The organism is Aureibaculum sp. 2308TA14-22 (genome assembly GCF_040538665.1).
GTDB lineage: Bacteria > Bacteroidota > Bacteroidia > Flavobacteriales > Flavobacteriaceae > Aureibaculum.
Genome location: NZ_JBEWXT010000001.1, coordinates 1,243,858 through 1,264,829, shown reverse-complemented (window position 1 = coordinate 1,264,829; position 20,972 = coordinate 1,243,858). Strand labels below are relative to the sequence as shown.

Sequence of the window (20,972 nt, the reverse complement as noted above, 5' to 3'; positions counted from 1 at the left end):
TATATTTAATCTATGAAAAACATTTCTCTTGTTTTCTTAGCAATACTTTTTGTTAGATGTGCTAACAATACTGAATTAGATGGGTATTGGCATGGTAGCTTTAAATTTGATAAAGATAGAGTTCCAGCTCTAATTAAATTTGAAAATGGAAAATTTATAGATTTATTTTCTATTTTTAGTGACACAATTGCATATGTACGTAAAGGTAATCAAATTCATGATATTAATTCTACTACACTATATGGCATTTTTAAAATAGAAGTGAATAAAAATGAACTTACGACAATTGATAGTGATGCTGACAGTTTAATTATTACATTAAAAAAACCTGAAGCTGCTAACTTTATTTTTGATTATTTAAATGATAAAAACTTAAGAATAAAACTACCAATCGGTAAAGGCATAAAAAGAATTGTTGGACAATCTAGTTATTTTAAAAACCCATTATACCTGAGTTATCTTAACAACGAACTGGTTTCTAATTTTTTAGACACAACAGTTATGGTTAATTCAAAATACCACATTCTATTGCGTCAAAAAGGTAACTATTCGGACAGATTTGAAAGTTCATTACACATTAATAGGGTATCCTTAATTATTGATAAAAATGTAAAAATGTCTGATGTTAACCTTATACGTAAGCAATTAAGATTAGCAGGATATTCAAAAGTTTATTACTATCTAAAATCAGAATCGTATGAGAAAGTTAATCTATTATCAGCAAGATTAAACCCTATAACGGAATTGGATTACAAGAAATACAATACTGCTGATAACCCGTTAAGGCCTCCACCACCACCTTTTACAATAAATATGTTTACAGGAGAGCTTTTATTAATTTATATTGATAGAAGTAATATAAAAATAAACGGCAAAAGTTATAAATTAAATCAACTTACCGAATTGATAAAATCTAAACAAATACCTAACAAACAAATAGGTTTTTTCTATTATATCACTAATAATTCAACATATCAAGATTTTATTAGTTTTAATGAAGTTGTTACTAATGCCATATATGATCTTAGACATGATTATTTAATAAAAAAATATGATATTAAGTATAGAGATAATTTCAATCTTAATTCTGAAGAAATAAGAGAATCTCATATACGATTTCCTATGATTTTAAATCAAATCGATTCTTTAGAATATAAAAAAATAAAATCATTCAAAAACTCTAAAAAATCATGAAATACTTGTTATTATTCTTTTCAGTTTGTTATAGCCTCAACACACTTTGCCAAGAACTTAGTATTGGAGATGCTACTGTGGTAGATAAAATTAAAACCAACACCTCACAGATTTATGACACCAAAGACAAAACCTATTTTTTTCTGACTAAAGAACCATTACGGCAAACACAAACATCGGCTACAAATATTACAGCACATACATACAATGATTCAGTTAATAGAGTAATTGCTATTAGCATTACGGATAAAGGCCAACTTGCTACTGAGTGGTATTTTTTAAATAATAAGTTGATTTTTGCTTTTGAAAGTTTTGAATATTTTACAGAAAGTGATGAGCAAACAGGTTATAAAAATTTTAAAGGATTTGAGGCTTATGAAAGTCGATATTATTTTGTCAACGAATTTATCAAATACCAAAAACATAAAGGAAGAAAAGATCTGGATGGGAATCAAGAAGCTTTAAAAGTACTTAAAGATGGAAATACAGTATTAAAATATATTACTGAGAATATCAAAAAATAATTCTGTCTAGTGGTCAGAAAACTTATTTCCACTAACCTCTACTCTCTAAAGACTAACCACTATTAAAAAAACTTGCTCAATAAAAATCTTTAGATTACTTTTATTCTATGGCATATACGGCTACCCTAGAAGATGAAAATAAAGAAATAGCGAAACGCTATAAAGAAATGTTGCATGCCACGTATCAAACCTTATCTAAAAAAGATAAAGAAATGATCCGTAAGGCATTTGATGTGGCGGTTGATGCACATAAAGACCAACGTAGAAAAACGGGCGAACCTTATATTTACCACCCTATTGCAGTAGCTTCTATCGTTGCCAATGAAATTGGTTTGGGTGTAACGTCGATTATGTGTGCTTTGCTCCATGATGTTGTTGAAGATTCGGACGATTATACTTTTGAAGATATTGAAGGTTTGTTTGGTGAAACGGTTGCCAAAATTGTAAACGGTCTAACCAAAATATCACGATTAAATAAAGATCAAGAAGTCTCTATACAGGCAGAGAATTTCAGAAAAATGCTCTTAACTTTAAATGATGATGTTCGGGTTATTCTAATAAAAATTGCCGACCGTCTGCACAATATGCAAACTATGGATGCCATGCCGCATCATAAGCAGATAAAAATTTCATCAGAAACCTTATATATCTACGCACCGTTGGCCCATAGATTAGGGCTATATAACATCAAAACAGAATTAGAAGATCTGGGCTTAAAGTATACCGAGCCAGAAGTTTACAATGATATTCTTACCAAAATTAAAGAGAGCAAAGAACAACAAGAGGAATATATTAAAACTTTTACCCAAAGTGTTGAAAAAACCTTAGACAAGGAAAATTTTGATTATGTAATAAAAGGGAGAACAAAATCCATTTATTCCATTCGAAAAAAAATGCTGAATCAAGGGGTTTCTTTTGAAGAAATATATGACAAGTTTGCTATTCGGATTATTTATACCTCAGAATTGGCTGATGAAAAATTTAATGCTTGGAAAATTTATTCCATCATAACCGATAGTTTTAATCCTAACCCAAATCGTTTACGTGACTGGATTTCTCAACCAAAATCTACAGGATATGAATCGCTACATATTACGGTAATGGGACCTAAAGGACGGTGGGTTGAAGTTCAGATTCGCTCACAACGGATGGATGAAATTGCTGAAAAAGGATATGCAGCTCATTTTAAATATAAACATGGTAATGAAAAAGAAAGTGGACTAGAAAACTGGTTAAATAAATTAAAAGAAACTTTAGAAAATCCTGATGTAAATGCCGTTGATTTTGTAGAGCAATTCAAAATGAATTTATATGCCAAGGAAATCTACATTTTCACACCTCAAGGGGATATTAAATCATTACCAAAAGGAGCTACACCGTTAGATTTTGCTTATGCCATACATACTGATGTAGGTATGACATGTAGAGGAGCTAAAGTAAATGGTAAACTAGTTCCGTTAAGTCATACCTTAAATAGTGGTGATCAAGTTCAAATTATTACTTCAAGTAGTCAGAAACCAAAGTTAAGTTGGTTGGATTTTGTTCAAACAGCCCGAGCAAAATCAAAAATAAAAGCCGCCTTAAAAGAGGATCAAAAACTTATTGCTGATGAAGGTAAAGCTGCTTTGACACGTAAATTAAGACATTTAAAAATCCCTTTTAATGAAAAGACAATCAATGAATTGGTTAGTTACTTTAAATTAAAAACGAGTCATGATCTCTTTTTTAGATTTGGTAATGGAGCAATAGACAATCAACAACTTAAAAATTTTGTAGGCCAACGCAACAATGCTATTTATAAATTCTTTAAAAACACAATTAAAAGAGGAGATAAAAAAGTTGTTAATAACAAAACTGATGAATTAACAGATAAATATGACCTACTTGTTTTTGGTAAAGATGAAGAAAAATTAGAATATAAATTAGCTCAGTGTTGCAACCCCATTCCTGGTGATAAGGTCTTTGGTTTTGTTACCGTTTCCGACGGAATTAAAGTACACAAGCAGAACTGCCCCAATGCCATTAGTATGCAATCACAATTTGCTTATAGGGTTATTACCGCTAAGTGGATAGATTCTACTCAACAAGAGCATAAAGTGTTGCTTAAATTAACGGGTATTGACCACATGGGTTTAATCAATGAAGTTACACAAGTTATTTCAAGTAATATGAACGTTAATATTTATAATATTAATATTTCTGGTGGACAGAGTGTCTTTTCGGGTCAAATAACAGTTGGCATAAAAAACAATGAACAACTTAAAAAATTGATGGCCAAATTAAAAAAAATTGAAGGAATAGATAAAATACAACGCCTAAACAAGTAGGTGTTCAAAAGTTGTTAAACTTTTTAATAAACGGACTAAGAAATACTTGTTTTTAAACCGTAAATTTGCTTCTTTAATCATAAAATAGATATGGATAATTCTAAAAATCAAGAAATTGTAAAAAGTGTTTTTACTAATTTTTTAGAAGAAAACAACCATAGAAAAACACCTGAGCGTTATGCTATTCTTCAAGAAATCTATGATCATAACGATCATTTTGATATCGAATCGCTCTATATCTATATGAAAAACCAAAATTATCGTGTCAGTAGAGCTACACTATACAATACTATAGAGCTATTGTTAGAATGCGGTTTGGTTCGTCGTCATCAGTTTGGTCAAAACCAAGCTCATTACGAAAAATCGTATTTTGATAGACAACACGATCATATAATTTTAACAGATACAGGTGAAGTAATTGAATTTTGCGATCCAAGAATCCAAACGATTAAAAAAACAATTGAAGAAGTTTTTGATATTAAAGTAAATAAGCATTCGCTTTACTTTTATGGGGAAAGAAATAAGACTAAAACAAAGAAGAAGAAATAATAACTTTTAAGCATTCGTCATGCTGAACTCGTTTCAGCATCACACATCAATCGGATGTGACTCTGAATCAAGTTCAGAGTGACGGATAAATAAATAACAATAGATAACTAATAATGAGGCCGTTAGAGTTAAAAAGATTCCTCGTGCCTCGGAATAACAAATAATAAAATAATGGTAGATTTATTACTCGGCTTACAATGGGGCGATGAAGGTAAAGGTAAAATTGTAGATGTACTTACCAAAAATTACGATATCATAGCACGTTTTCAAGGTGGGCCAAATGCTGGGCACACTCTAATTTTTGATGGAAACAAACATGTATTACATACTATTCCGTCAGGAATTTTTCATGACAAGGCTATAAATATTGTGGGTAACGGGGTAGTTATCGATCCCGTAATTTTTCAAAAAGAATTGGAGAATCTTTCACCTTATAACATCGATTTTAAATCGAAATTATTAATATCACGTAAAGCCCATTTGATTTTACCAACACATCGATTATTAGATGCCGCTTCTGAGACTTCTAAAGGAAAAGCCAAAATTGGTTCTACTCTAAAAGGAATTGGTCCAACTTACATGGACAAGACCGGAAGAAACGGAATGCGTGTGGGCGATTTGGAATTGGATGATTGGAAAGACAAATACAAAGCATTGACAGAGAAACACCTAAAAATGCTTAACTATTTTGATGTTGATATTCAATTTGACCTTAAAGAATTAGAAAAGCAGTTCTGTAAAGCTGTAGAAGTTTTAAAAGAACTTACCTTTATTGATAGTGAAGAATATCTGTTTGATGCCATGCAAAACAATAAAACTATTTTAGCAGAAGGAGCTCAAGGGTCTTTGCTAGATATTGATTTTGGCACGTATCCGTTTGTAACGTCTTCAAATACAACAGCAGCAGGAGCCTGTACAGGATTAGGTGTTGCCCCAAATAAAATTGGTGAGGTTTTTGGAATTTTCAAAGCCTATACTACCCGAGTAGGTTCTGGTCCCTTCCCTACCGAACTGTTTGATAAAGACGGTGAAACAATGGCTAAAGTAGGTCACGAATTTGGAGCAACCACAGGACGACCACGTCGTTGCGGATGGTTAGATTTAGTAGCTCTAAAATATGCTGTACAAATAAATGGTGTTACCCAATTGAATATGATGAAGGGCGATGTACTGTCTGGTTTTAAAACCTTAAAAGTATGTACTTCTTATACCTATAAAGGAAATGAGATAACTCATTTACCCTATAATATTGAACCAGAAAATGTAAGTGTAAACTATACTGAATTTAAAGGCTGGGACGAAGATTTAACCAAAATGGAAAATGCCGACCAATTACCCAAAAACTTAATTGATTATATCGATTTTATTGAAAAAGAACTGCAAGTACCTATTAAAATTGTTTCAGTTGGGCCGGATAGGAAGCAGACTATATTTAGATAGGTATTTGAAAGTATATTTCTTATGAATATATCTAAATATATTGAACAGATTAGAGTACTAGAACCGTTTAATCAGTCAAAATTTAAATATAATACGGAAAAATGGAAAAAACTTAATCCAACCTATAAGCATTATATAACAGACTTTGAAAATATTGATATTTCTAGAAAAGATATAATAGATGCTTTTAAGGAATTTTACGAAAATGGGAGGTTGTGGGAAAAACCCTTTTTATTAACAATGATCTGGGGTTTTGCAGATACAGGATATGGCACTTATAGAACTAACAAATATCTTGATACATTAGCAAATCATGAACTAATTATCAATTCATTTTCTTATATTCAAAAAAATGAATTGGAGAATGCATATAATACTTTAAAACAAATCAAAGGATTAAATGTAAGTTATATTTCTAAAATAATGTATTTCGCAACTAGGGCTCTCGGGCTTAATGATTATTTTTTAATATACGATATTAGGGTTGCAAAATCATTGATATTATTAACATCAACACCCGAGATAGCTGAAATAATTGAAGTATATCCCTCTTCAAAATTTAAACATTATCAAATTTATAACAATTTAATCCATAATATTTCAAGGCAAAACGATATTGAAAGTGACGCTCTAGAAATGTTTTTATTTGAACAAAAGTTTTAGATGTTTTTAAAGGGAAATTACAACTTTGAATAAAAAAACCAAACAACAATGATAATACAACCCAGAACTCGCGGATTTATATGTGTAACAGCCCATCCAGATGGCTGTGCAAAAAATGTACAAAACCAAATTGACTATATAAAAGCTCAACCTAAAATTGACGGTGCAAAAAATGTACTAGTCATTGGTGCATCAACAGGTTTTGGTTTAGCATCTCGTATAACTAGTGCCTTTGGTGCTAACGCATCAACCATTGGTGTATTTTTTGAAAAACCACCCGCAGAAGGCAGAACAGCATCATCGGGTTGGTACAATACCGCCGCTTTTGAGAAACAAGCTCATGCGGCAGGTTTATATGCTAAAAGTATCAATGGTGATGCCTTTTCCAATGAAATTAAAGAGCAAACCGCACAACTTATTAAAAAAGATTTGGGTAAAATCGACTCGGTAATTTACAGTTTGGCTTCTCCCGTGCGAACTCATCCAGATACTGGAGTTCGGTATAAATCGACGTTAAAACCTATCGGAAATTCATATACTAATAAAACAGTTGATTTTCATACTGGTGAGGTAAAAGAAATATCGATAGAGGCTTGTACAGATGAAGATATTGAAAATACAATAACCGTAATGGGCGGTGATGACTGGCAACGATGGATTGATAAATTGCAACAAGAAGATGTATTGGCCGAGGGTTTCAATACCATAGCCTATTCATATATTGGTCCTAAATTAACCGAACCTGTGTATAGAAAAGGAACTATTGGTATGGCAAAAGATCATTTGGAAGCTACTGCTTTTAAAATATCAGATCGCTTAAAAGACATAACCGGGAAAGCCTACGTTTCCGTAAACAAGGCTTTGGTAACTCAATCGAGTTCTGCCATTCCCGTAATTCCGTTATATATTTCCTTATTGTATAAAGTAATGAAAGCAGAAGGGGTTCAAGAAGGGTGTATTGAGCAGATTTATAGATTGTATAAAGAACGCTTGTATCTTGATGAAGTTCCCACAGATTCCGAAGGAAGAATACGAATAGACGATTGGGAAATGCGTGCGGATGTTCAAGAAAAAGTAGCGAAATTATGGCAACAAGCTACCACAGAAACGTTACCTGATATTGGTGATTTAAAAGGGTATCGTGATGAATTTTTTAATCTATTTGGCTTTAACTTTGACACGATAGATTATGATAAAGAAACCGATGAAATGGTAGAAATTCCAGGGTTGCAATAGAATATCAGCCTATAATTTTTCCAACAAAAAAGAAAATATGCTTAAAAAAAGTCTTATTGCAATTATCACTGTTGTTTCAGCCTTTACTGCTTGTAAAAAACAAAATGCAACAGATACAAAGGTTAAAGACTTAATTTCTATAAACGATTTTGATAGTATTACCGTACAAAATTTACCGTATGCCTTTTCTTTTGATAAAGACTCTGTTTTTGATTACCATTATACCTTGGAAGCTTTTGAAACTAGAAATAAGATTGATAAAGATGCCAAGTTAAATACCTACTTTTCAGATTCTACTACTTTTTCAAACGATGAAGAATTAATGATTATGGAAAGTAAAAACTACCCTTTTATTGGAAAAGGTTTCTTTTATGAACGTTTACCAGATATTGATAATGTAAAAGTTTTAATTTTTACCTATCAAAACACGGAAGAAGCCGAGACCCTACCCTATTTTGAAATCCAAACCTTTGATGAAAATCACAACGTAATCGATAAGCTAATAGTGGCTGGTGGCATAAATTACGATTGTAGTTGGGATAGACAATTTGCTATTGACACAACTTATAAAATTACTATTGTAGATAACGAATCTTGTTTTGATCCCGAGGATGAAAAGCAGGTTTTAACCAAAACTATTCAAACGCAATATAAAATTAGGGACGATGGTAAAATTGAGAAGTTGATTTCTGAGGGGTCTGTATAAGCCCATCCTAAATCCTTCCCCAAGGGAAGGACTAAAGCATGTTTATATCTTGCAGGAAATAACTAGTAACTTGTACCTCTAACCTTTTTTATTGTAACCCTATCTTATAACCCGATAACGCTCTTTCTCTAGCAAATTTGTGGTCAACCATAGGTTCTGGATAGCCAAAGTCGAATTCGGGAATCCATTTTCTTGTATATTTTAAATCCTTATCAAACTTTTTTAATTGCGTGGTGGGATTGAAAATCCTGAAATACGGTGCGGCATCACAGCCTGTACCTGCTGCCCATTGCCAATTACCGTTATTAGATGATAATTCATAATCTAACAATTTTTCGGCAAAATAGGCCTCGCCCCATTTCCAATCAATCAATAAATGTTTACATAAAAAACTGGCAGTAACCATTCGTACCCTATTGTGCATATAACCGGTTTCGTTAAGTTCACGCATACCAGCATCTACCAAAGGATAACCCGTTGTACCATTGCACCAGCGTTTAAAATCAGCTTGATTGTCTCTCCACTTTATACCATCATATTTTGATTTAAAGTTATTGGTTATCACTTTAGGAAAGTGGAATAGTATCTGCATAAAAAACTCACGCCAAATTAATTCACTTAAAAAAGTAGCATTTTTTTCTAAAGCTAATTTTACTAATTTTCTGATACTTACAGTGCCAAATCTTAAGTGAGGTGATAAATATGAAGTTCCGTTTTCAGCAGGAAAATCACGGTATTTATCGTACTCTGATACGACGCTTAAATCAGGAGAATACACTTTTTGCTTGCTCCTTTTAAAACCAATACTCTCCAACTTTGGGAAAAGCGTTTCGTAAGTATAGAATTGATTCCACTGTACTTTTTCACTATTAGCTAGTATCAATTTTTCCGGTTTAAATTTTTCTAACCACTTATTTTTATAAGGTGTATAAACGGTGTAAGGATTTTCGTCTGCCTTTACAATCTCATTCTGTTCAAAGATAACCTGATCTTTATAATCAGAAACTTCAATTGAGTTTGATTTTAATAATGTGCTGATTTCTTTATCTCTTTGAATGGCATAAGGTTCATAATCCCTATTGAAAAAAACTTTTTTTACGTTAAATTCTGATATTAGCTCTGTCCACACTTCAAAAGTCTTCCCTTTTTTAATAGATAAAGAACTATTTTTCTTTTTAAGTCGTAAATGAATATTCTTCAATGAATCATAAATAAAAGTTACCCTTGCATCATTTTTTGGTAAATCTTCTAAAATATCATCATCAAAAATAAAAATAGGTAGTACAGGCAATCCACTCTCTAAGGCAGTATTTAAAGCTACATTATCCTCTAAGCGTAAATCACGTCTAAACCAAAAAATTGAAATCTCGTTATTCGTCATAAATTCCGAATTTTCGTTCAACAGCTTTAGTTCTGTAATCAAATATCTCTTTTAACTTGTTTTTTATAATCAAACTATTGGCAATCGCTCCCAGCAACCCAAATGGTGGTTGGTAGCTAACAATATCTTTCATTAAAACGCCATCTTCAATGGGCTCTATAATATGTTGATGATGCCATAATGCATAAGGGCCAACACGTTGTTCATCAACAAAATAGTGCTTATCCCTAACATGCGTTATTTCAGTTACCCAAGTAGTTTTAATACCCAACAACGGGCTTACTTTGTATGATATAATCATACCTTCATACATTTTTTCAGGAAGGTTTTGAGACGTTATATCAAAACCCATATAATCTGGAGTTATTTCCTTAAGATTGGCAGGTGACGAAATAAAATCCCAAATTTCATCAATGGTACAATTGATTTTCTGCTCTTTATGTAATTGATAAAATGCCATTTATTTATTTTTTAAAGCTTCAATTTGTTTTAAAATTTTATCTGCTTCTGCGTATTTTGTATCACTCGCTTTTCGGTTGGTTGTAGATAAACGATGTGATTCTGCTAAAAGCTTTTTATACTTATCATTTAACTTTTCTACTTCTGATTTTTTCTTAAATAAGTTGAACATACTATTTCATTTAGTTATTTGCATAAACATAATAATTGAGTGATGTGGCAATTAAAAGCCATAAAACATAAGGAACTAGTAATAAACTTATCAATTTCATTTGGTCATAAAAACCAATTAGAAAGTATATCAATAAAAGTGTTAGTGAGATTATTATTATGAGTGCAAAACCGGCGTTATGCTGATTGAAAAACACAAAATTCCAACTGACGTTCAAAACTACTTGTACTATAAATAAAGCTATTACCATGAACGATTTATCATTGCTGTATAGTTGTGCCATATATATTGAAAAACAAATCATTATTGTTGTCCAAGCCGCTCCAAAAACCCATCCTGGTGGTGTCCATGGTGCTTTATTTAAACTTAAATACCAATCTGTTTGGGGGCCATTATCCATTAACCAACTTCCAATGGCCAAGGCTCCAAAGTTGATAACTAAAAAGACGACTACTATTAAACTGTACTTCATAATTTAAATTTTAAGCGAGACTATGCCGCAATCCATTTCAAAAATTTGCCCAGATATTGAAGCGGTCTTATCTGATATTAAAAATTCAGCCATATCTGCAACTTCTTGTGGGTTTAAGTACTTTTTCAATGGATGTCTATCAATCATTTTTTCTTTCATTTTATCATTACGTAATAGCTTATCAGCCAAACCTGTATCAGTAACCGTAGGAGCTATAGCATTTACCCTTACAGTTGGTGCTAACTCGGCCGCTAACGATTTCACGAGCCCTTCTACTCCACCCTTAGCTACTGCAATACTGGCATGAAAAGGCATACCCAATTTTACTGCTACTGTACTAAAAAGCAATACCGAAGGATTATTTCCTTTTTTTAATTGAGGCAAATACTTTTTAATAACGCGTACTGCACCTAAAACATTAATATTAAAGTCATCTTTAAAATCTTCTAAATTCAATCTTGAAATTGGTTTTAGATTGATACTCCCTGGGCAATAAATTAAAGAATCTACTTCCGCTATTTTTGGCAATTCATCTTCTAACACATTGCATTGGTATTGACTTAAATTTTTATGATTAACGTCAGAAGGTGTTCTACTTATATTTATAACTTCAGACTTTTCTAGTAAAGTTTGTAGAATAGCTTTACCAATACCTTTGCTTCCTCCAATAATTATTATTTTTTTCATGTACCTATTTTATTAATTAAGCTTTAACCAATTTATTAATCATACCATTAAATATTAACCCGTGAAATGGCCAAACGCTATACCAATACAGTCTTCCTAACAAGCCTTTGGGTCTAAAAACAGCTCTTTGATATAAAATGTTTTTGACAATGGTAAACTCTAACCATGCCTCACCTGGAAGCTTCATTTCCGCAAATAATAACAACCGTTTTTCTTTTTTATCAGCATATAATACCCGCCAAAAATCGAGAGAATCTCCAGCACTTAATTTTGATGGATGGGTTCTTCCACGTCTTAGGCCAATGCCACCTGCAACTTTATCTAGATGTCCTCTTATTTTCCATAACATATTTCCATAGTACCATCCATTTTCACCGCCTATTGACCAAATTTTTTTTATCGTTTTTGATTCATTTATTATTTGTCTTTTTTTTATATCCTTAAAACAGCCGTATTGTGGAATTTCAATATACTGCGATAATTTTTTATTGAATCTACCACTAACAAAAGAGTCTTTCCAGCTAGAAATGCTACTATTTTGCTCAATTTTTATAAAAGCTTTTTGTACCGCCTCTTTATATGTAATAGGACTGACACCTACTATTTCATTTATGTTGCTTGACTTTCCAATAACCTCTACTTTCATACTGTCAACCAAGCTTGTTGCCAATTTATAAGATGTAGCGGTAATAAAATACAGCCAGTATGATGATAATTTAGGAGTCATGACCGGAACAGAATATATATAGCGTTTAAACTTTCTAACTTCAGCAAACTGCAACATCATTTCTTTGTAAGAAAGTACTTCTGGTCCAAAAATATCGTAAGACTTATTATACAATTCTGACTTGTCTATTGCTCTTGAAAGAAACGCTAACACATCTCTTATGGCAATATATTGCGATTTTGTTTTTACCCATTTCGGAACAATCATCAATGGGAGTTTTTCAACTAAATCCCTAATAATTTCAAATGATGCACTACCACTACCTACTATTATACCAGCTCTAAAAGTGGTTAAGGCATAGGTATCAGACTTTAAAGTTTCTTCTACTTGTTTTCTAGAAGCTAGATGTTTTGATAAACTATCGTCATTTACAATTCCACTTAGATAAATAACTTGTTTAACTGCAGTATCCTCAATATAATGTTTAAAATTTATAGCACATTTATATTCTAATTTTTCAAAGGATTTGGATGTTGAGGACATAGAATGAATTAAATAATAAGCTATGTCTATATCTTTGGGTATTTTTTGAAGCGTGTCTTCCTTTAAAAAATCTACTTCAATTAAAGATATGTTTTTATTGTTTTTTACCACTTCTGGTACTCTGCCAATATCTCTAACACAACAGACAAGACTATGATTTAATTCCAATAACTGTGGAATTAACCGTTTGCCAATATATCCTGTAGTTCCTGTTATTAATATTTTCATACCTGTGCTTTATTTTTTTTTTGAAAATAATGATGATGCTTTAAATTTCTCTATTAGTATAATACTCCCAAAAAGCATTGTAAAAGCATAACCTGCATCTTCTATGGGAATTGTGCCTAATCTGACTCCTAAATTTTCGCTATTGTCATACCATACTACCGGATCTTCAATAAAACTTCCAGTAAGGATTCCGTTGACTATAAAAAAAGGAATTAGAATTATTAAAAACGTAATATAAAAAATAGGCAACTGCTTATTTTTAGTAATGTAGGCGTATATTAAAAGTGAAGCTAAAAATATATAATTATAAAAAGTATAGGCTTTATCAAAATTTAGAATTGCCACTATTAACAATAGTAAAACTAAGCTAACAGTAATAAAATTAGATACCTTTATTGATAATGAGATGTTCGGAAAAAAATATTGAAAAGCATAATGGATAAAAATACTTGCGTAAGGAATGCAGATAAAGAACAACCATTCTTCAATAGGTAAACCCAATATGTCAATGCCAACCAAATAATTATCGTTAAAGCCCCAAACACCATTTTCAGTAAAAATAATATCCCAAATTATAAAAAAAGTAGCTACGATTATTATGGATAAAAAAACTTCTTTCCACCATTGTATGTAATGCATTCTCTTTTTTTCAAAACTGTATAAAAGTGGAATACTTAATGAAGCTAAATTTAATATGAGGTAGAGCGACATTTATATCTTAAAATATTTAAATGGGACAAACAACATACCAAAGCATTCACCATCTTCTTTTCCTAAATGTTTATGATGCACTTTATGTGCTTTTCTCAACCCTATTAGGTATTTATTTTTAGTTTTCTTAAACCACTTAAATCGCTGGTGTATCAGCACATCATGCACCAAGAAATATGAAATACCATATAGTAAAACCCCTAATCCAATAAAGAATAAATAATTTACTCCGCCATCAACTCCAAAATAAAAAAGTAATATGCTCGGTATAGCAAAAATGACAAAGAAAATATCATTTCTTTCAAAAGTGTTTTGATATTTAGGTTGATGATGATCTTCATGAAAATACCACATAAAGCCATGCATAACAAATCTATGAGTTAACCAAGTTACGGCTTCCATACACACAAAAGTTAACAATGTAATCGCTATATATAAAAGTACCATCATTATCTAATTAAATTTAATTTGTAAGTTACAAAAGATTTAGCCAATAGACTTATTTTACGAGGGTTAGACACCCTGATTCTCGTATTTAAAATTTGTTCAGAGGGTGTTCTTTTGAGTTTATTCAACAAGGTTTTGTAATAAATATACGCTGTGTAAACACCGAATTTTGCTTCTTTCGGCAAATTTAAAATACCTTTATATGCTACGCTGAAATCTTCGTCTATTTCTTTAATTATTTTTTGTTTTGCTTCAAAATCTAAATTTTCAAAATGAACATTCGGAAAATAAGATCTATTTAACACTTCAAGATCATCTTTTAAATCTCTCAAAAAGTTAACTTTTTGAAATGCCGAACCTAGCATCATGGCAGATTCTTTAAGTTCGTTGTATTTTTTTAAGTTTCCATTTACAAATACTTTCAAACACATGAGCCCTACCACGTCGGCCGAACCATAAATATACGCTTCATATTCCTCTTTAGTGTAATCTGTTTTTTCCAAATCCCATTTCATACTTTTTAAAAAAGACTGCACTAAATCATCATCAATATTATACTTTTTTACGGTTAATTGAAATGCATTAAGTATTGGGTTTAAGCTTATACCCTCTTGGTATGCCTTATAATAGTCTTTTTCAAATTCAGCCAATAAATGTGACTTGTCGTAGTCATGAAATGTATCTACGATTTCGTCAGCAAAACGTACAAAACCATAGATACTGTAAATGGCATCTCTTATTGATGGAGCCAGCATCTTTACCGCTAACGTAAAAGAAGTGCTGTAAGCTTTTGTGACCAACTTACTGCAATCTTTAGATACTTTATGATATAATTGTTGCTTCATATTCTAATTATTATTTTCTCTTTTGGGAAAATGCTTTTGAATTAAACTAGCCGCTATTTTACCTGAAATTAGTGATGGTGGCACACCTGGTCCCGGAACGGTTAATTGACCCGTAAAAAAAAGATTATCAACTTTTTTACTTTTTATTTTTGGGCGTAAAAATGCGGTTTGCGTTAAAATATTTGCTAAACCGTAGGCATTACCTTTGTATGAATTATAATCTTCTATAAAATCTTTTATACAATAAGATTCTTTAAATAATATGTGTTCTTTAACTTTTTGATTGGTGAGATTTTCAAACCTTTCCATGATATGATTAAAATAGTTTTCACGTATTTCTTGTGTATCCTTAATTCCTGGAGCAATTGGGATTAGAAAAAAACCTGCTTCTTTATTTTTTGGTGCAAAAGAATTATCAGTTACACTAGGAAAATTACCATAGAATAATGGTTCTTTAGGCCATGATGGTTTATCATAAATTTCGACAGCATGTTTATCAAAATCAGAATCGAAAAACAATGTATGGTGTGACACATTCTCTATTTTTTTATCAAAACCAACATAAAATAGTAGTGAGGAAGGAGCAAAAACTTTCTTATTCCAATAACTTTCTGAATACTGTCTGTATTGATTGTCTAATAATGTTTCGGTATGATGATAATCTGCTCCGCTAAGAACTACATCAGCCTCAAATAAAGTATTATCGGCCTGAACTCCAATTGTTTTAAAATTTTCAACAACAATTTTTGAGACATTTTTTCCAGTTAAAATTTCTACCCCTAAATTTGTCGCTAAACTCCCCATAGCTTTAATTACTTCATACATACCTCCTTTAGGATGCCATGTCCCTAAACCAAAATCAGCATAATTCATAAAATTATAAAAGGATGGGGTGTTACTTGGTTTTGCTCCTAAAAATAGTACTGGAAATTCAAGTATTTGAATAAGTTTATTGTTTTTTATCTTTTTCCTAACCTGCTTTCTAATACTTGTGAAAAATTGATTTACTCTTTTAATGGTTACTGGAGTGATAAGTTCGGCTATTGAATTTCCTGGTCTGTAAACCAAATCTTTAATGGCAACATCATAATTAAATTTTGCAGAATCAATAAATTCTTGAAGGTACTTAGCACTGCCCGGCTCAATTTGTTCAAAAGTCTTTTTTATATCAGTTAGGTTATCAGCTATTTCAAGGCTATCAGATTTACCAAAATATACCTGATAAGCAGGGCTTAATTTTTCTAAATCATAATAATCGGATGCTTTCTTATCAAAATCATTAAAAAAACTTTCAAAAACATCAGGCATCCAATACCAAGATGGACCCATATCAAATTTAAAGCCATCTTTTTTAAAAACACGTGCTCTACCACCAATGTTGCTATTTTTTTCAAGTAAAGTGACCTTGTACCCGGCTTGAGAAAGGTAGCAAGAAGCGGCAAGTGAAGAAAAGCCAGAACCGATTATAATTATGGTGTTTTTCATTTTGTTTAACAAAAGTAATAAATTATTAAACAAAAATAAAATAATAGCTAAATAATTTTCAAAACTTTTTCAAGAGAAGTTACAGCTTTGATTCCTGAATAAGGAATTTCACCCTTATATTGAATAGCTCTTTTACCCAAAAACCAGAATTTATTTTCCGTATTATCTATCAAATCTTTATATACCTTTTCGATATAACTATCTAGGTCGTTTTCACTTGGTGATACCGTAAAATAGGAGATAAAATGTACTTTGGCGTATAGTTTTTTAACATCTTCAACTGATTCAATGTCAATATTTTGCCCTAAATAAATAGAATGATAGCCACGTATGGTTAATTCATAATGTAAAAATAAAAGTCCCAATTCATGTATTTCGTTCATAGGTAAATACAATACAAAAGTTTTATCGCTTTGAACAAAATTTGATGCTTGATTACGCTCAATATTTGAATGCAATTTTTGCATTATTAAATTTGAGATAAAATGCTCATGAATGGGTTTTATGGATTTACTTTGCCATAAAAACCCTATAAGATCTAAAAAAGGAATAAAAACTTCTACAAATATCTGTCTGAATGACTTCTCAGCTAGTAATTTATTGTAGGCATCATTAAACAAAACCGCATTAAAATTAAGCATTGCCAACTTAAAAGAATTGATTGCTCCGTCCTCTAATGCCTTATCAGAAATAATTTCCTTAGCTTTCAACAACAAAGCTTCTTCAGAAAATTCAGCAATTTTGGAAATCTTAAACCCATTGTTATATAGCAAGTTAATATTCAATAACTTTACAAAGTTATGCTCGTCATAATACCTTATATTGGTATCCGTTCTTGAAGGTTCAAGCAGGTTGTATCGCTTTTCCCAGATTCTAATGGTATGTGGCTTAATACCAGTAAAATTCTCTAGATCCTTTATAGAGAATTTGGTTTTAATATTGTTTAACATAGTTGGATAATATTTAAACAAATATACATTTTTTTTTAATTATTTATAAAAAACATGATAATTTTATCAATTAATTGTAACAAAGTATAAGTTAGAACTACTAACAAAATGAAATTAACCATACTGTGAACAAAGCGTTAGAGCATAAATTTATTTCAGATTTGGAAGAGAATCAGAATATAGTGCATAAGGTATGTAGAATTTATACCAACAATAAAGATGCTCATAATGATTTGTTTCAAGAAATTAGCATTCAACTCTGGAAAGCCTATCCAAAATTTAGGGGCGATTCTAAATTTAGTACTTGGATGTACAGAGTTGCTCTGAACACAGCTATTACTTTATATAGAAAATCTAAACGCTCAATTAAAACACAAAATTTTGATTCTGTTTTATTTAAAATTGAATCCGTTGATTACGATGATACAGAAGAAGAGCAATTAAAACTATTGTATAAAGCCATCTATCAATTATCTGATATTGACAAAGCACTGGTGCTTCTCTATCTAGAAGATAAAAACTATAAGGAAATTTCTCAAATGATGGGTATTAGTGAAGTAAATGCAAGGGTAAAAATGAATAGAGTAAAAACTAAATTAAAAAACATACTTAATCCTTAACACTATGGATCAATTAGAATTATTAAAGAAGGATTGGAAAAAACAGGGCGATGTACTACCAAAATTGTCTAAAGAGTCTTTGTCTAAAATTATTCATAAAAAATCATCATCTATTGTAAAATGGATATTTATAATTAGCGTTTTAGAATTGATAATACCAGTTGTATTTTCATTTTTTACAAGTAATGTAAAGTCTGCCGAAACTATAGAGAAACTAGGTTTAACAACATTTATTAATAGCTTTTATGGTTTCTATTATGTTGTACTGTTAGGTTTCGTATACTATTTTTACAAGAATTATAAATCTATTTCTGCTGATGCAAACCCTAAGGCTTTAATGCAAAATATTATAAAAACCAGAAAGATTGTTAAATACTATATTTGGTTTAATTTGGCTTTAATTCCTATTTTATGTTCAGTTGTATTCTATAGTTTCTTTAAATCTGATGTGTTCTTAAACCAGGTCCCTAAAGACACCAACATGATTGTAGTATGGCTGCTCTCTTTGTTTATAATTTTGATTGTAGTCGTGTTGTTTTGGCTTTTTTATCAATTATTGTATGGAATATTACTAAAAAAGTTAACAAAAAATTATAAGGAATTAATCAGTAATGGCAATAGTCTATAGAATATCTAAACTACCTTTACCTTCCCTTACCACTTCAATTTCATCTTGTGATAAGTCAATAACCGTTGAAGGTTGATTATCTCCGTAACCCCCGTCAATTACAATATCTACAAGTTTTTGCCATTTTTCAAAAATCAATTCTGGGTCGGTGGTGTATTCTATCACATCATCATCATCTCTAATTGAAGTTGATACTATGGGGTTACCCAATTCTCTAACAATTTCTCTGACAATACTATTGTCAGGAACTCTAATACCCACTGTTTTCTTATTTTTAAATGCCTTGGGCAAATTATTATTTCCTGGTAAAATAAAAGTATATGGCCCAGGTAATGCTCTTTTTAGTATTTTAAACGTAGCGGTATTAATTTGTTTAACATAATCTGAAAGGTGACTTAAATCATTACAAACAAAAGATAGATTTGCTTTAGCCAATTTAATACCCTTTATCCTTGCAATTTTTTCTAATGCTTTAGCGTTTGTTATATCACATCCCAAACCGTAAATGGTATCCGTGGGATAAATAACCAAACCACCTTTTTTTAAGACTTCAACAACTTTGTTGATTTCTTTTGGATTGGGGTTTTCGTCATAAATTTTAATAAATTGTGCCATTAATAAACAAATTATGAATCGTCAAATTAAACAATTACTATTTTCTTTTTCAGTACTATTATTTTTATTTACTTCATGTACTGATGATAATTCTACTTCTGAACCTAATTTAGAAAAAACAGAATCTAAGGATGTGTCTTATGGAGATCATCAACAGCAAAAATACGATATTTATCTGCCAAAAGGAAGAACTTCTGAATCTACAAAAGTATTTATATTGGTTCATGGAGGTGGTTGGATTGAAGGTGATAAAAATGATATGAACGCCTTTTTACCCGAACTGCAAAGAGAATCACCTGATTATGCTATTGTAAATATAAATTACAGGCTGGCATCTGAAGGTAATAGTCCATTCCCAATGCAAATTGACGATATTAAGTCAGTTATAAATCACTTAAAGTCCAAAAAAGAAGAATATCAAATATCTAACCAATATGCCTTTATTGGCTCAAGTGCTGGTGCACATCTGTCAATGCTTTACAGTTATGCACATGATAATAACAACGAGGTTGATATGGTTTGCAGTATAGTTGGCCCTACAAATTTTACGGATGATGCTTATATAAATGCGACTGAATTGACTTACATATTGTTAGCACTTCAAATACAAAATATTACTGGAGTCAATTTCCAGCAGAATATGCAGTTTTATAAGGATGTAAGTCCTTATCATGTAGCAACATCATCAGCTCCACCAACTATTCTATTTTATGGTGATGAAGACCCGTTAATACCTTCATCACAGGGAACAGATATGCACGCAAAATTAAATGAACTGGGGGTAACCAACGAATTTACCATTTATGCCGGTGAGGGCCATGGTTGGGATGGTGCAAATTTATTTGATACAACCGTAAAATTAAGAGCATTTATAAAAGCACATTTTAATTAAAAAGTCAATCTTTTGATTCACTTATTATTTGTTCCCAATTTTTATCGGCCTGCTTTCTTAATTTTTCAGCACCTTCATCCTTCCACAGCTTAAATGTATTTGTACCCCAAGCATTGTAGAATAAATAAAGTTTACTGTCTCTAATTTCAAATGTTTTGGGGTCTATTGAAACTTTTTCTCCGTTTTTTCCAATGGCATAAGCACAAAACCCGCCGTATTGGGGAACATGTTTTTTTGGGTTCTTTAAAAACAATTTCAAATTTTCATCTGATGAAAACATAAATTTTGCACCGTCATAATCAGTGGCAAACTTTTTATTTCCCTTAATCGCTTTATTGCTAAAATAGGCAACAACATCGTAGCCTTGTGCTACGGCTCCTTTTTTTATATTATATTCTTGCTGTGAAAAAAGTGTTGCAGAAATGCTCAAAAATAATACTATGAGTAGATTCTTCATATAATGTTTTTTGGGTTTGTCGTTTAAAAAATACTTTATTTACACCCGTTGTACATTATGAAGTAAATGTTAAG

The 20,972-nt window shown here is 31.2% G+C and carries 24 protein-coding genes; 11 read left to right on the top strand and 13 right to left on the bottom strand.

The genetic code is table 11. From position 1 onward, the window contains the following. The first annotated feature begins 12 nt into the window (after positions 1-12). From U5A88_RS05555 to U5A88_RS05520, 8 genes are all read left to right on the top strand, one after another. Positions 13-1,194 (top strand): hypothetical protein, encoded by a 1,182-nt coding sequence (locus U5A88_RS05555; protein ID WP_354204512.1) that lies wholly within the window; start codon positions 13-15, stop codon positions 1,192-1,194. Next, positions 1,191-1,718: a hypothetical protein gene (locus U5A88_RS05550; protein ID WP_354204510.1), complete on the top strand. Its 528-nt coding sequence runs from the start codon at positions 1,191-1,193 to the stop codon at positions 1,716-1,718. The genes U5A88_RS05555 and U5A88_RS05550 overlap by 4 nt, the downstream gene beginning before the upstream one ends. 107 nt (positions 1,719-1,825) lie before the next feature. Beyond that, a complete protein-coding gene (locus U5A88_RS05545) occupies positions 1,826-4,045 on the top strand; it encodes a RelA/SpoT family protein (RefSeq protein ID WP_354204509.1) in 2,220 nt (739 codons plus the stop codon). Positions 4,046-4,135: 90 nt separating this feature from the next. Further along, entirely contained in the window at positions 4,136-4,594 is a 459-nt protein-coding gene (locus U5A88_RS05540) for a Fur family transcriptional regulator (RefSeq protein WP_354204507.1), read from the top strand. Between the two features lie 168 nt (positions 4,595-4,762). Then, positions 4,763-6,034, top strand: coding sequence for an adenylosuccinate synthase (locus U5A88_RS05535; protein ID WP_354208146.1), 1,272 nt, complete (start codon positions 4,763-4,765; stop codon positions 6,032-6,034). Positions 6,035-6,055: 21 nt separating this feature from the next. Next, entirely contained in the window at positions 6,056-6,697 is a 642-nt protein-coding gene (locus U5A88_RS05530; protein ID WP_354204504.1) for an 8-oxoguanine DNA glycosylase OGG fold protein, read from the top strand. A 48-nt stretch (positions 6,698-6,745) separates the two neighbouring features. Beyond that, the gene (fabV, locus tag U5A88_RS05525; protein WP_354204502.1) at positions 6,746-7,933 is read left to right on the top strand and encodes an enoyl-ACP reductase FabV; all 1,188 of its coding nucleotides are present in this window, start codon (positions 6,746-6,748) and stop codon (positions 7,931-7,933) included. 37 nt (positions 7,934-7,970) lie between these two features. Further along, positions 7,971-8,639: a hypothetical protein gene (locus U5A88_RS05520; RefSeq protein WP_354204500.1), complete on the top strand. Its 669-nt coding sequence runs from the start codon at positions 7,971-7,973 to the stop codon at positions 8,637-8,639. A gap of 88 nt (positions 8,640-8,727) precedes the next feature. Here the strand turns inward: U5A88_RS05520 and U5A88_RS05515 are convergent, their stop codons facing one another. Genes U5A88_RS05515 through U5A88_RS05465 form a run of 11 tightly spaced genes read right to left on the bottom strand, consistent with a single transcriptional unit; the run spans position 8,728 to position 17,686 of the window. Further along, complete coding sequence (locus U5A88_RS05515; protein ID WP_354204498.1) at positions 8,728-10,020, bottom strand: cryptochrome/photolyase family protein; 1,293 nt, start codon at positions 10,018-10,020, stop codon at positions 8,728-8,730. Next, on the bottom strand, positions 10,010-10,480 hold the full coding sequence (locus U5A88_RS05510) for an SRPBCC family protein (protein WP_354204496.1): 471 nt from the start codon (positions 10,478-10,480) through the stop codon (positions 10,010-10,012). Before U5A88_RS05510 ends, U5A88_RS05515 begins: the two co-directional genes overlap by 11 nt. Next, positions 10,481-10,651: a Lacal_2735 family protein gene (locus tag U5A88_RS05505; RefSeq protein WP_354204494.1), complete on the bottom strand. Its 171-nt coding sequence runs from the start codon at positions 10,649-10,651 to the stop codon at positions 10,481-10,483. Between the two features lie 10 nt (positions 10,652-10,661). Further along, positions 10,662-11,123: a TspO/MBR family protein gene (locus U5A88_RS05500; protein WP_354204492.1), complete on the bottom strand. Its 462-nt coding sequence runs from the start codon at positions 11,121-11,123 to the stop codon at positions 10,662-10,664. A 3-nt stretch (positions 11,124-11,126) separates the two neighbouring features. Next, positions 11,127-11,810 carry an SDR family NAD(P)-dependent oxidoreductase gene (locus U5A88_RS05495; protein ID WP_354204490.1) on the bottom strand — a complete coding sequence of 228 codons (684 nt, stop codon included), beginning with the start codon at positions 11,808-11,810 and terminating at the stop codon, positions 11,127-11,129. Positions 11,811-11,826: 16 nt separating this feature from the next. Then, the gene (locus tag U5A88_RS05490; protein WP_354204488.1) at positions 11,827-13,248 is read right to left on the bottom strand and encodes an SDR family oxidoreductase; all 1,422 of its coding nucleotides are present in this window, start codon (positions 13,246-13,248) and stop codon (positions 11,827-11,829) included. A gap of 9 nt (positions 13,249-13,257) precedes the next feature. Next, positions 13,258-13,959 carry a lycopene cyclase domain-containing protein gene (locus U5A88_RS05485; RefSeq protein ID WP_354204487.1) on the bottom strand — a complete coding sequence of 234 codons (702 nt, stop codon included), beginning with the start codon at positions 13,957-13,959 and terminating at the stop codon, positions 13,258-13,260. Continuing rightward, positions 13,960-14,409: a sterol desaturase family protein gene (locus U5A88_RS05480; RefSeq protein ID WP_354204485.1), complete on the bottom strand. Its 450-nt coding sequence runs from the start codon at positions 14,407-14,409 to the stop codon at positions 13,960-13,962. Next, positions 14,409-15,251, bottom strand: a complete 843-nt coding sequence (locus tag U5A88_RS05475) for a phytoene/squalene synthase family protein (protein ID WP_354204483.1) — start codon at positions 15,249-15,251, stop codon at positions 14,409-14,411. The genes U5A88_RS05480 and U5A88_RS05475 overlap by 1 nt, the downstream gene beginning before the upstream one ends. Positions 15,252-15,254: 3 nt before the next feature. After that, a complete protein-coding gene (locus tag U5A88_RS05470; RefSeq protein WP_354204481.1) occupies positions 15,255-16,736 on the bottom strand; it encodes a phytoene desaturase family protein in 1,482 nt (493 codons plus the stop codon). A gap of 47 nt (positions 16,737-16,783) precedes the next feature. After that, complete coding sequence (locus tag U5A88_RS05465; protein WP_354204480.1) at positions 16,784-17,686, bottom strand: MerR family transcriptional regulator; 903 nt, start codon at positions 17,684-17,686, stop codon at positions 16,784-16,786. A 125-nt stretch (positions 17,687-17,811) separates the two neighbouring features. On the opposite strand from U5A88_RS05465, the gene U5A88_RS05460 reads away from it, so the two are divergent. Together U5A88_RS05460 and U5A88_RS05455 are read left to right on the top strand one after the other, a co-directional pair. Next, positions 17,812-18,306, top strand: a complete 495-nt coding sequence (locus U5A88_RS05460) for an RNA polymerase sigma factor (RefSeq protein ID WP_354204478.1) — start codon at positions 17,812-17,814, stop codon at positions 18,304-18,306. Between the two features lie 4 nt (positions 18,307-18,310). Next, positions 18,311-18,934: a hypothetical protein gene (locus U5A88_RS05455; RefSeq protein WP_354204476.1), complete on the top strand. Its 624-nt coding sequence runs from the start codon at positions 18,311-18,313 to the stop codon at positions 18,932-18,934. On the opposite strand, the gene U5A88_RS05450 is transcribed toward U5A88_RS05455, so the two are convergent. Then, positions 18,929-19,549 (bottom strand): L-threonylcarbamoyladenylate synthase, encoded by a 621-nt coding sequence (locus tag U5A88_RS05450; RefSeq protein WP_354204474.1) that lies wholly within the window; start codon positions 19,547-19,549, stop codon positions 18,929-18,931. The genes U5A88_RS05455 and U5A88_RS05450 overlap by 6 nt on opposite strands. 13 nt (positions 19,550-19,562) lie before the next feature. Between U5A88_RS05450 and U5A88_RS05445 the strand changes: the two genes are divergently transcribed. Beyond that, a complete protein-coding gene (locus tag U5A88_RS05445; protein WP_354204472.1) occupies positions 19,563-20,441 on the top strand; it encodes an alpha/beta hydrolase in 879 nt (292 codons plus the stop codon). Between the two features lie 4 nt (positions 20,442-20,445). Here the strand turns inward: U5A88_RS05445 and U5A88_RS05440 are convergent, their stop codons facing one another. Next, positions 20,446-20,898, bottom strand: a complete 453-nt coding sequence (locus U5A88_RS05440) for a YHS domain-containing (seleno)protein (RefSeq protein ID WP_354204470.1) — start codon at positions 20,896-20,898, stop codon at positions 20,446-20,448. Positions 20,899-20,972 lie beyond the last annotated feature (74 nt).

Bases quoted from the DNA above. Each gene is read 5' to 3' on its own strand.
- U5A88_RS05520 (WP_354204500.1), top strand. From the start codon at position 7,971: ATGCTTAAAAAAAGTCTTATTGCAATTATCACTGTTGTTTCAGCCTTT.
- U5A88_RS05510 (WP_354204496.1), bottom strand. From the start codon at position 10,480: ATGGCATTTTATCAATTACATAAAGAGCAGAAAATCAATTGTACCATT.
- U5A88_RS05450 (WP_354204474.1), bottom strand. From the start codon at position 19,549: ATGGCACAATTTATTAAAATTTATGACGAAAACCCCAATCCAAAAGAA.
- U5A88_RS05505 (WP_354204494.1), bottom strand. From the start codon at position 10,651: ATGTTCAACTTATTTAAGAAAAAATCAGAAGTAGAAAAGTTAAATGAT.
- U5A88_RS05530 (WP_354204504.1), top strand. From the start codon at position 6,056: ATGAATATATCTAAATATATTGAACAGATTAGAGTACTAGAACCGTTT.
- U5A88_RS05445 (WP_354204472.1), top strand. From the start codon at position 19,563: ATGAATCGTCAAATTAAACAATTACTATTTTCTTTTTCAGTACTATTA.
- U5A88_RS05475 (WP_354204483.1), bottom strand. From the start codon at position 15,251: ATGAAGCAACAATTATATCATAAAGTATCTAAAGATTGCAGTAAGTTG.
- U5A88_RS05490 (WP_354204488.1), bottom strand. From the start codon at position 13,248: ATGAAAATATTAATAACAGGAACTACAGGATATATTGGCAAACGGTTA.
- U5A88_RS05470 (WP_354204481.1), bottom strand. From the start codon at position 16,736: ATGAAAAACACCATAATTATAATCGGTTCTGGCTTTTCTTCACTTGCC.
- U5A88_RS05440 (WP_354204470.1), bottom strand. From the start codon at position 20,898: ATGAAGAATCTACTCATAGTATTATTTTTGAGCATTTCTGCAACACTT.
- fabV (WP_354204502.1), top strand. From the start codon at position 6,746: ATGATAATACAACCCAGAACTCGCGGATTTATATGTGTAACAGCCCAT.
- U5A88_RS05500 (WP_354204492.1), bottom strand. From the start codon at position 11,123: ATGAAGTACAGTTTAATAGTAGTCGTCTTTTTAGTTATCAACTTTGGA.
- U5A88_RS05485 (WP_354204487.1), bottom strand. From the start codon at position 13,959: ATGTCGCTCTACCTCATATTAAATTTAGCTTCATTAAGTATTCCACTT.
- U5A88_RS05555 (WP_354204512.1), top strand. From the start codon at position 13: ATGAAAAACATTTCTCTTGTTTTCTTAGCAATACTTTTTGTTAGATGT.
- U5A88_RS05545 (WP_354204509.1), top strand. From the start codon at position 1,826: ATGGCATATACGGCTACCCTAGAAGATGAAAATAAAGAAATAGCGAAA.
- U5A88_RS05515 (WP_354204498.1), bottom strand. From the start codon at position 10,020: ATGACGAATAACGAGATTTCAATTTTTTGGTTTAGACGTGATTTACGC.
- U5A88_RS05455 (WP_354204476.1), top strand. From the start codon at position 18,311: ATGGATCAATTAGAATTATTAAAGAAGGATTGGAAAAAACAGGGCGAT.
- U5A88_RS05550 (WP_354204510.1), top strand. From the start codon at position 1,191: ATGAAATACTTGTTATTATTCTTTTCAGTTTGTTATAGCCTCAACACA.
- U5A88_RS05540 (WP_354204507.1), top strand. From the start codon at position 4,136: ATGGATAATTCTAAAAATCAAGAAATTGTAAAAAGTGTTTTTACTAAT.
- U5A88_RS05465 (WP_354204480.1), bottom strand. From the start codon at position 17,686: ATGTTAAACAATATTAAAACCAAATTCTCTATAAAGGATCTAGAGAAT.
- U5A88_RS05495 (WP_354204490.1), bottom strand. From the start codon at position 11,810: ATGAAAAAAATAATAATTATTGGAGGAAGCAAAGGTATTGGTAAAGCT.
- U5A88_RS05480 (WP_354204485.1), bottom strand. From the start codon at position 14,409: ATGATGGTACTTTTATATATAGCGATTACATTGTTAACTTTTGTGTGT.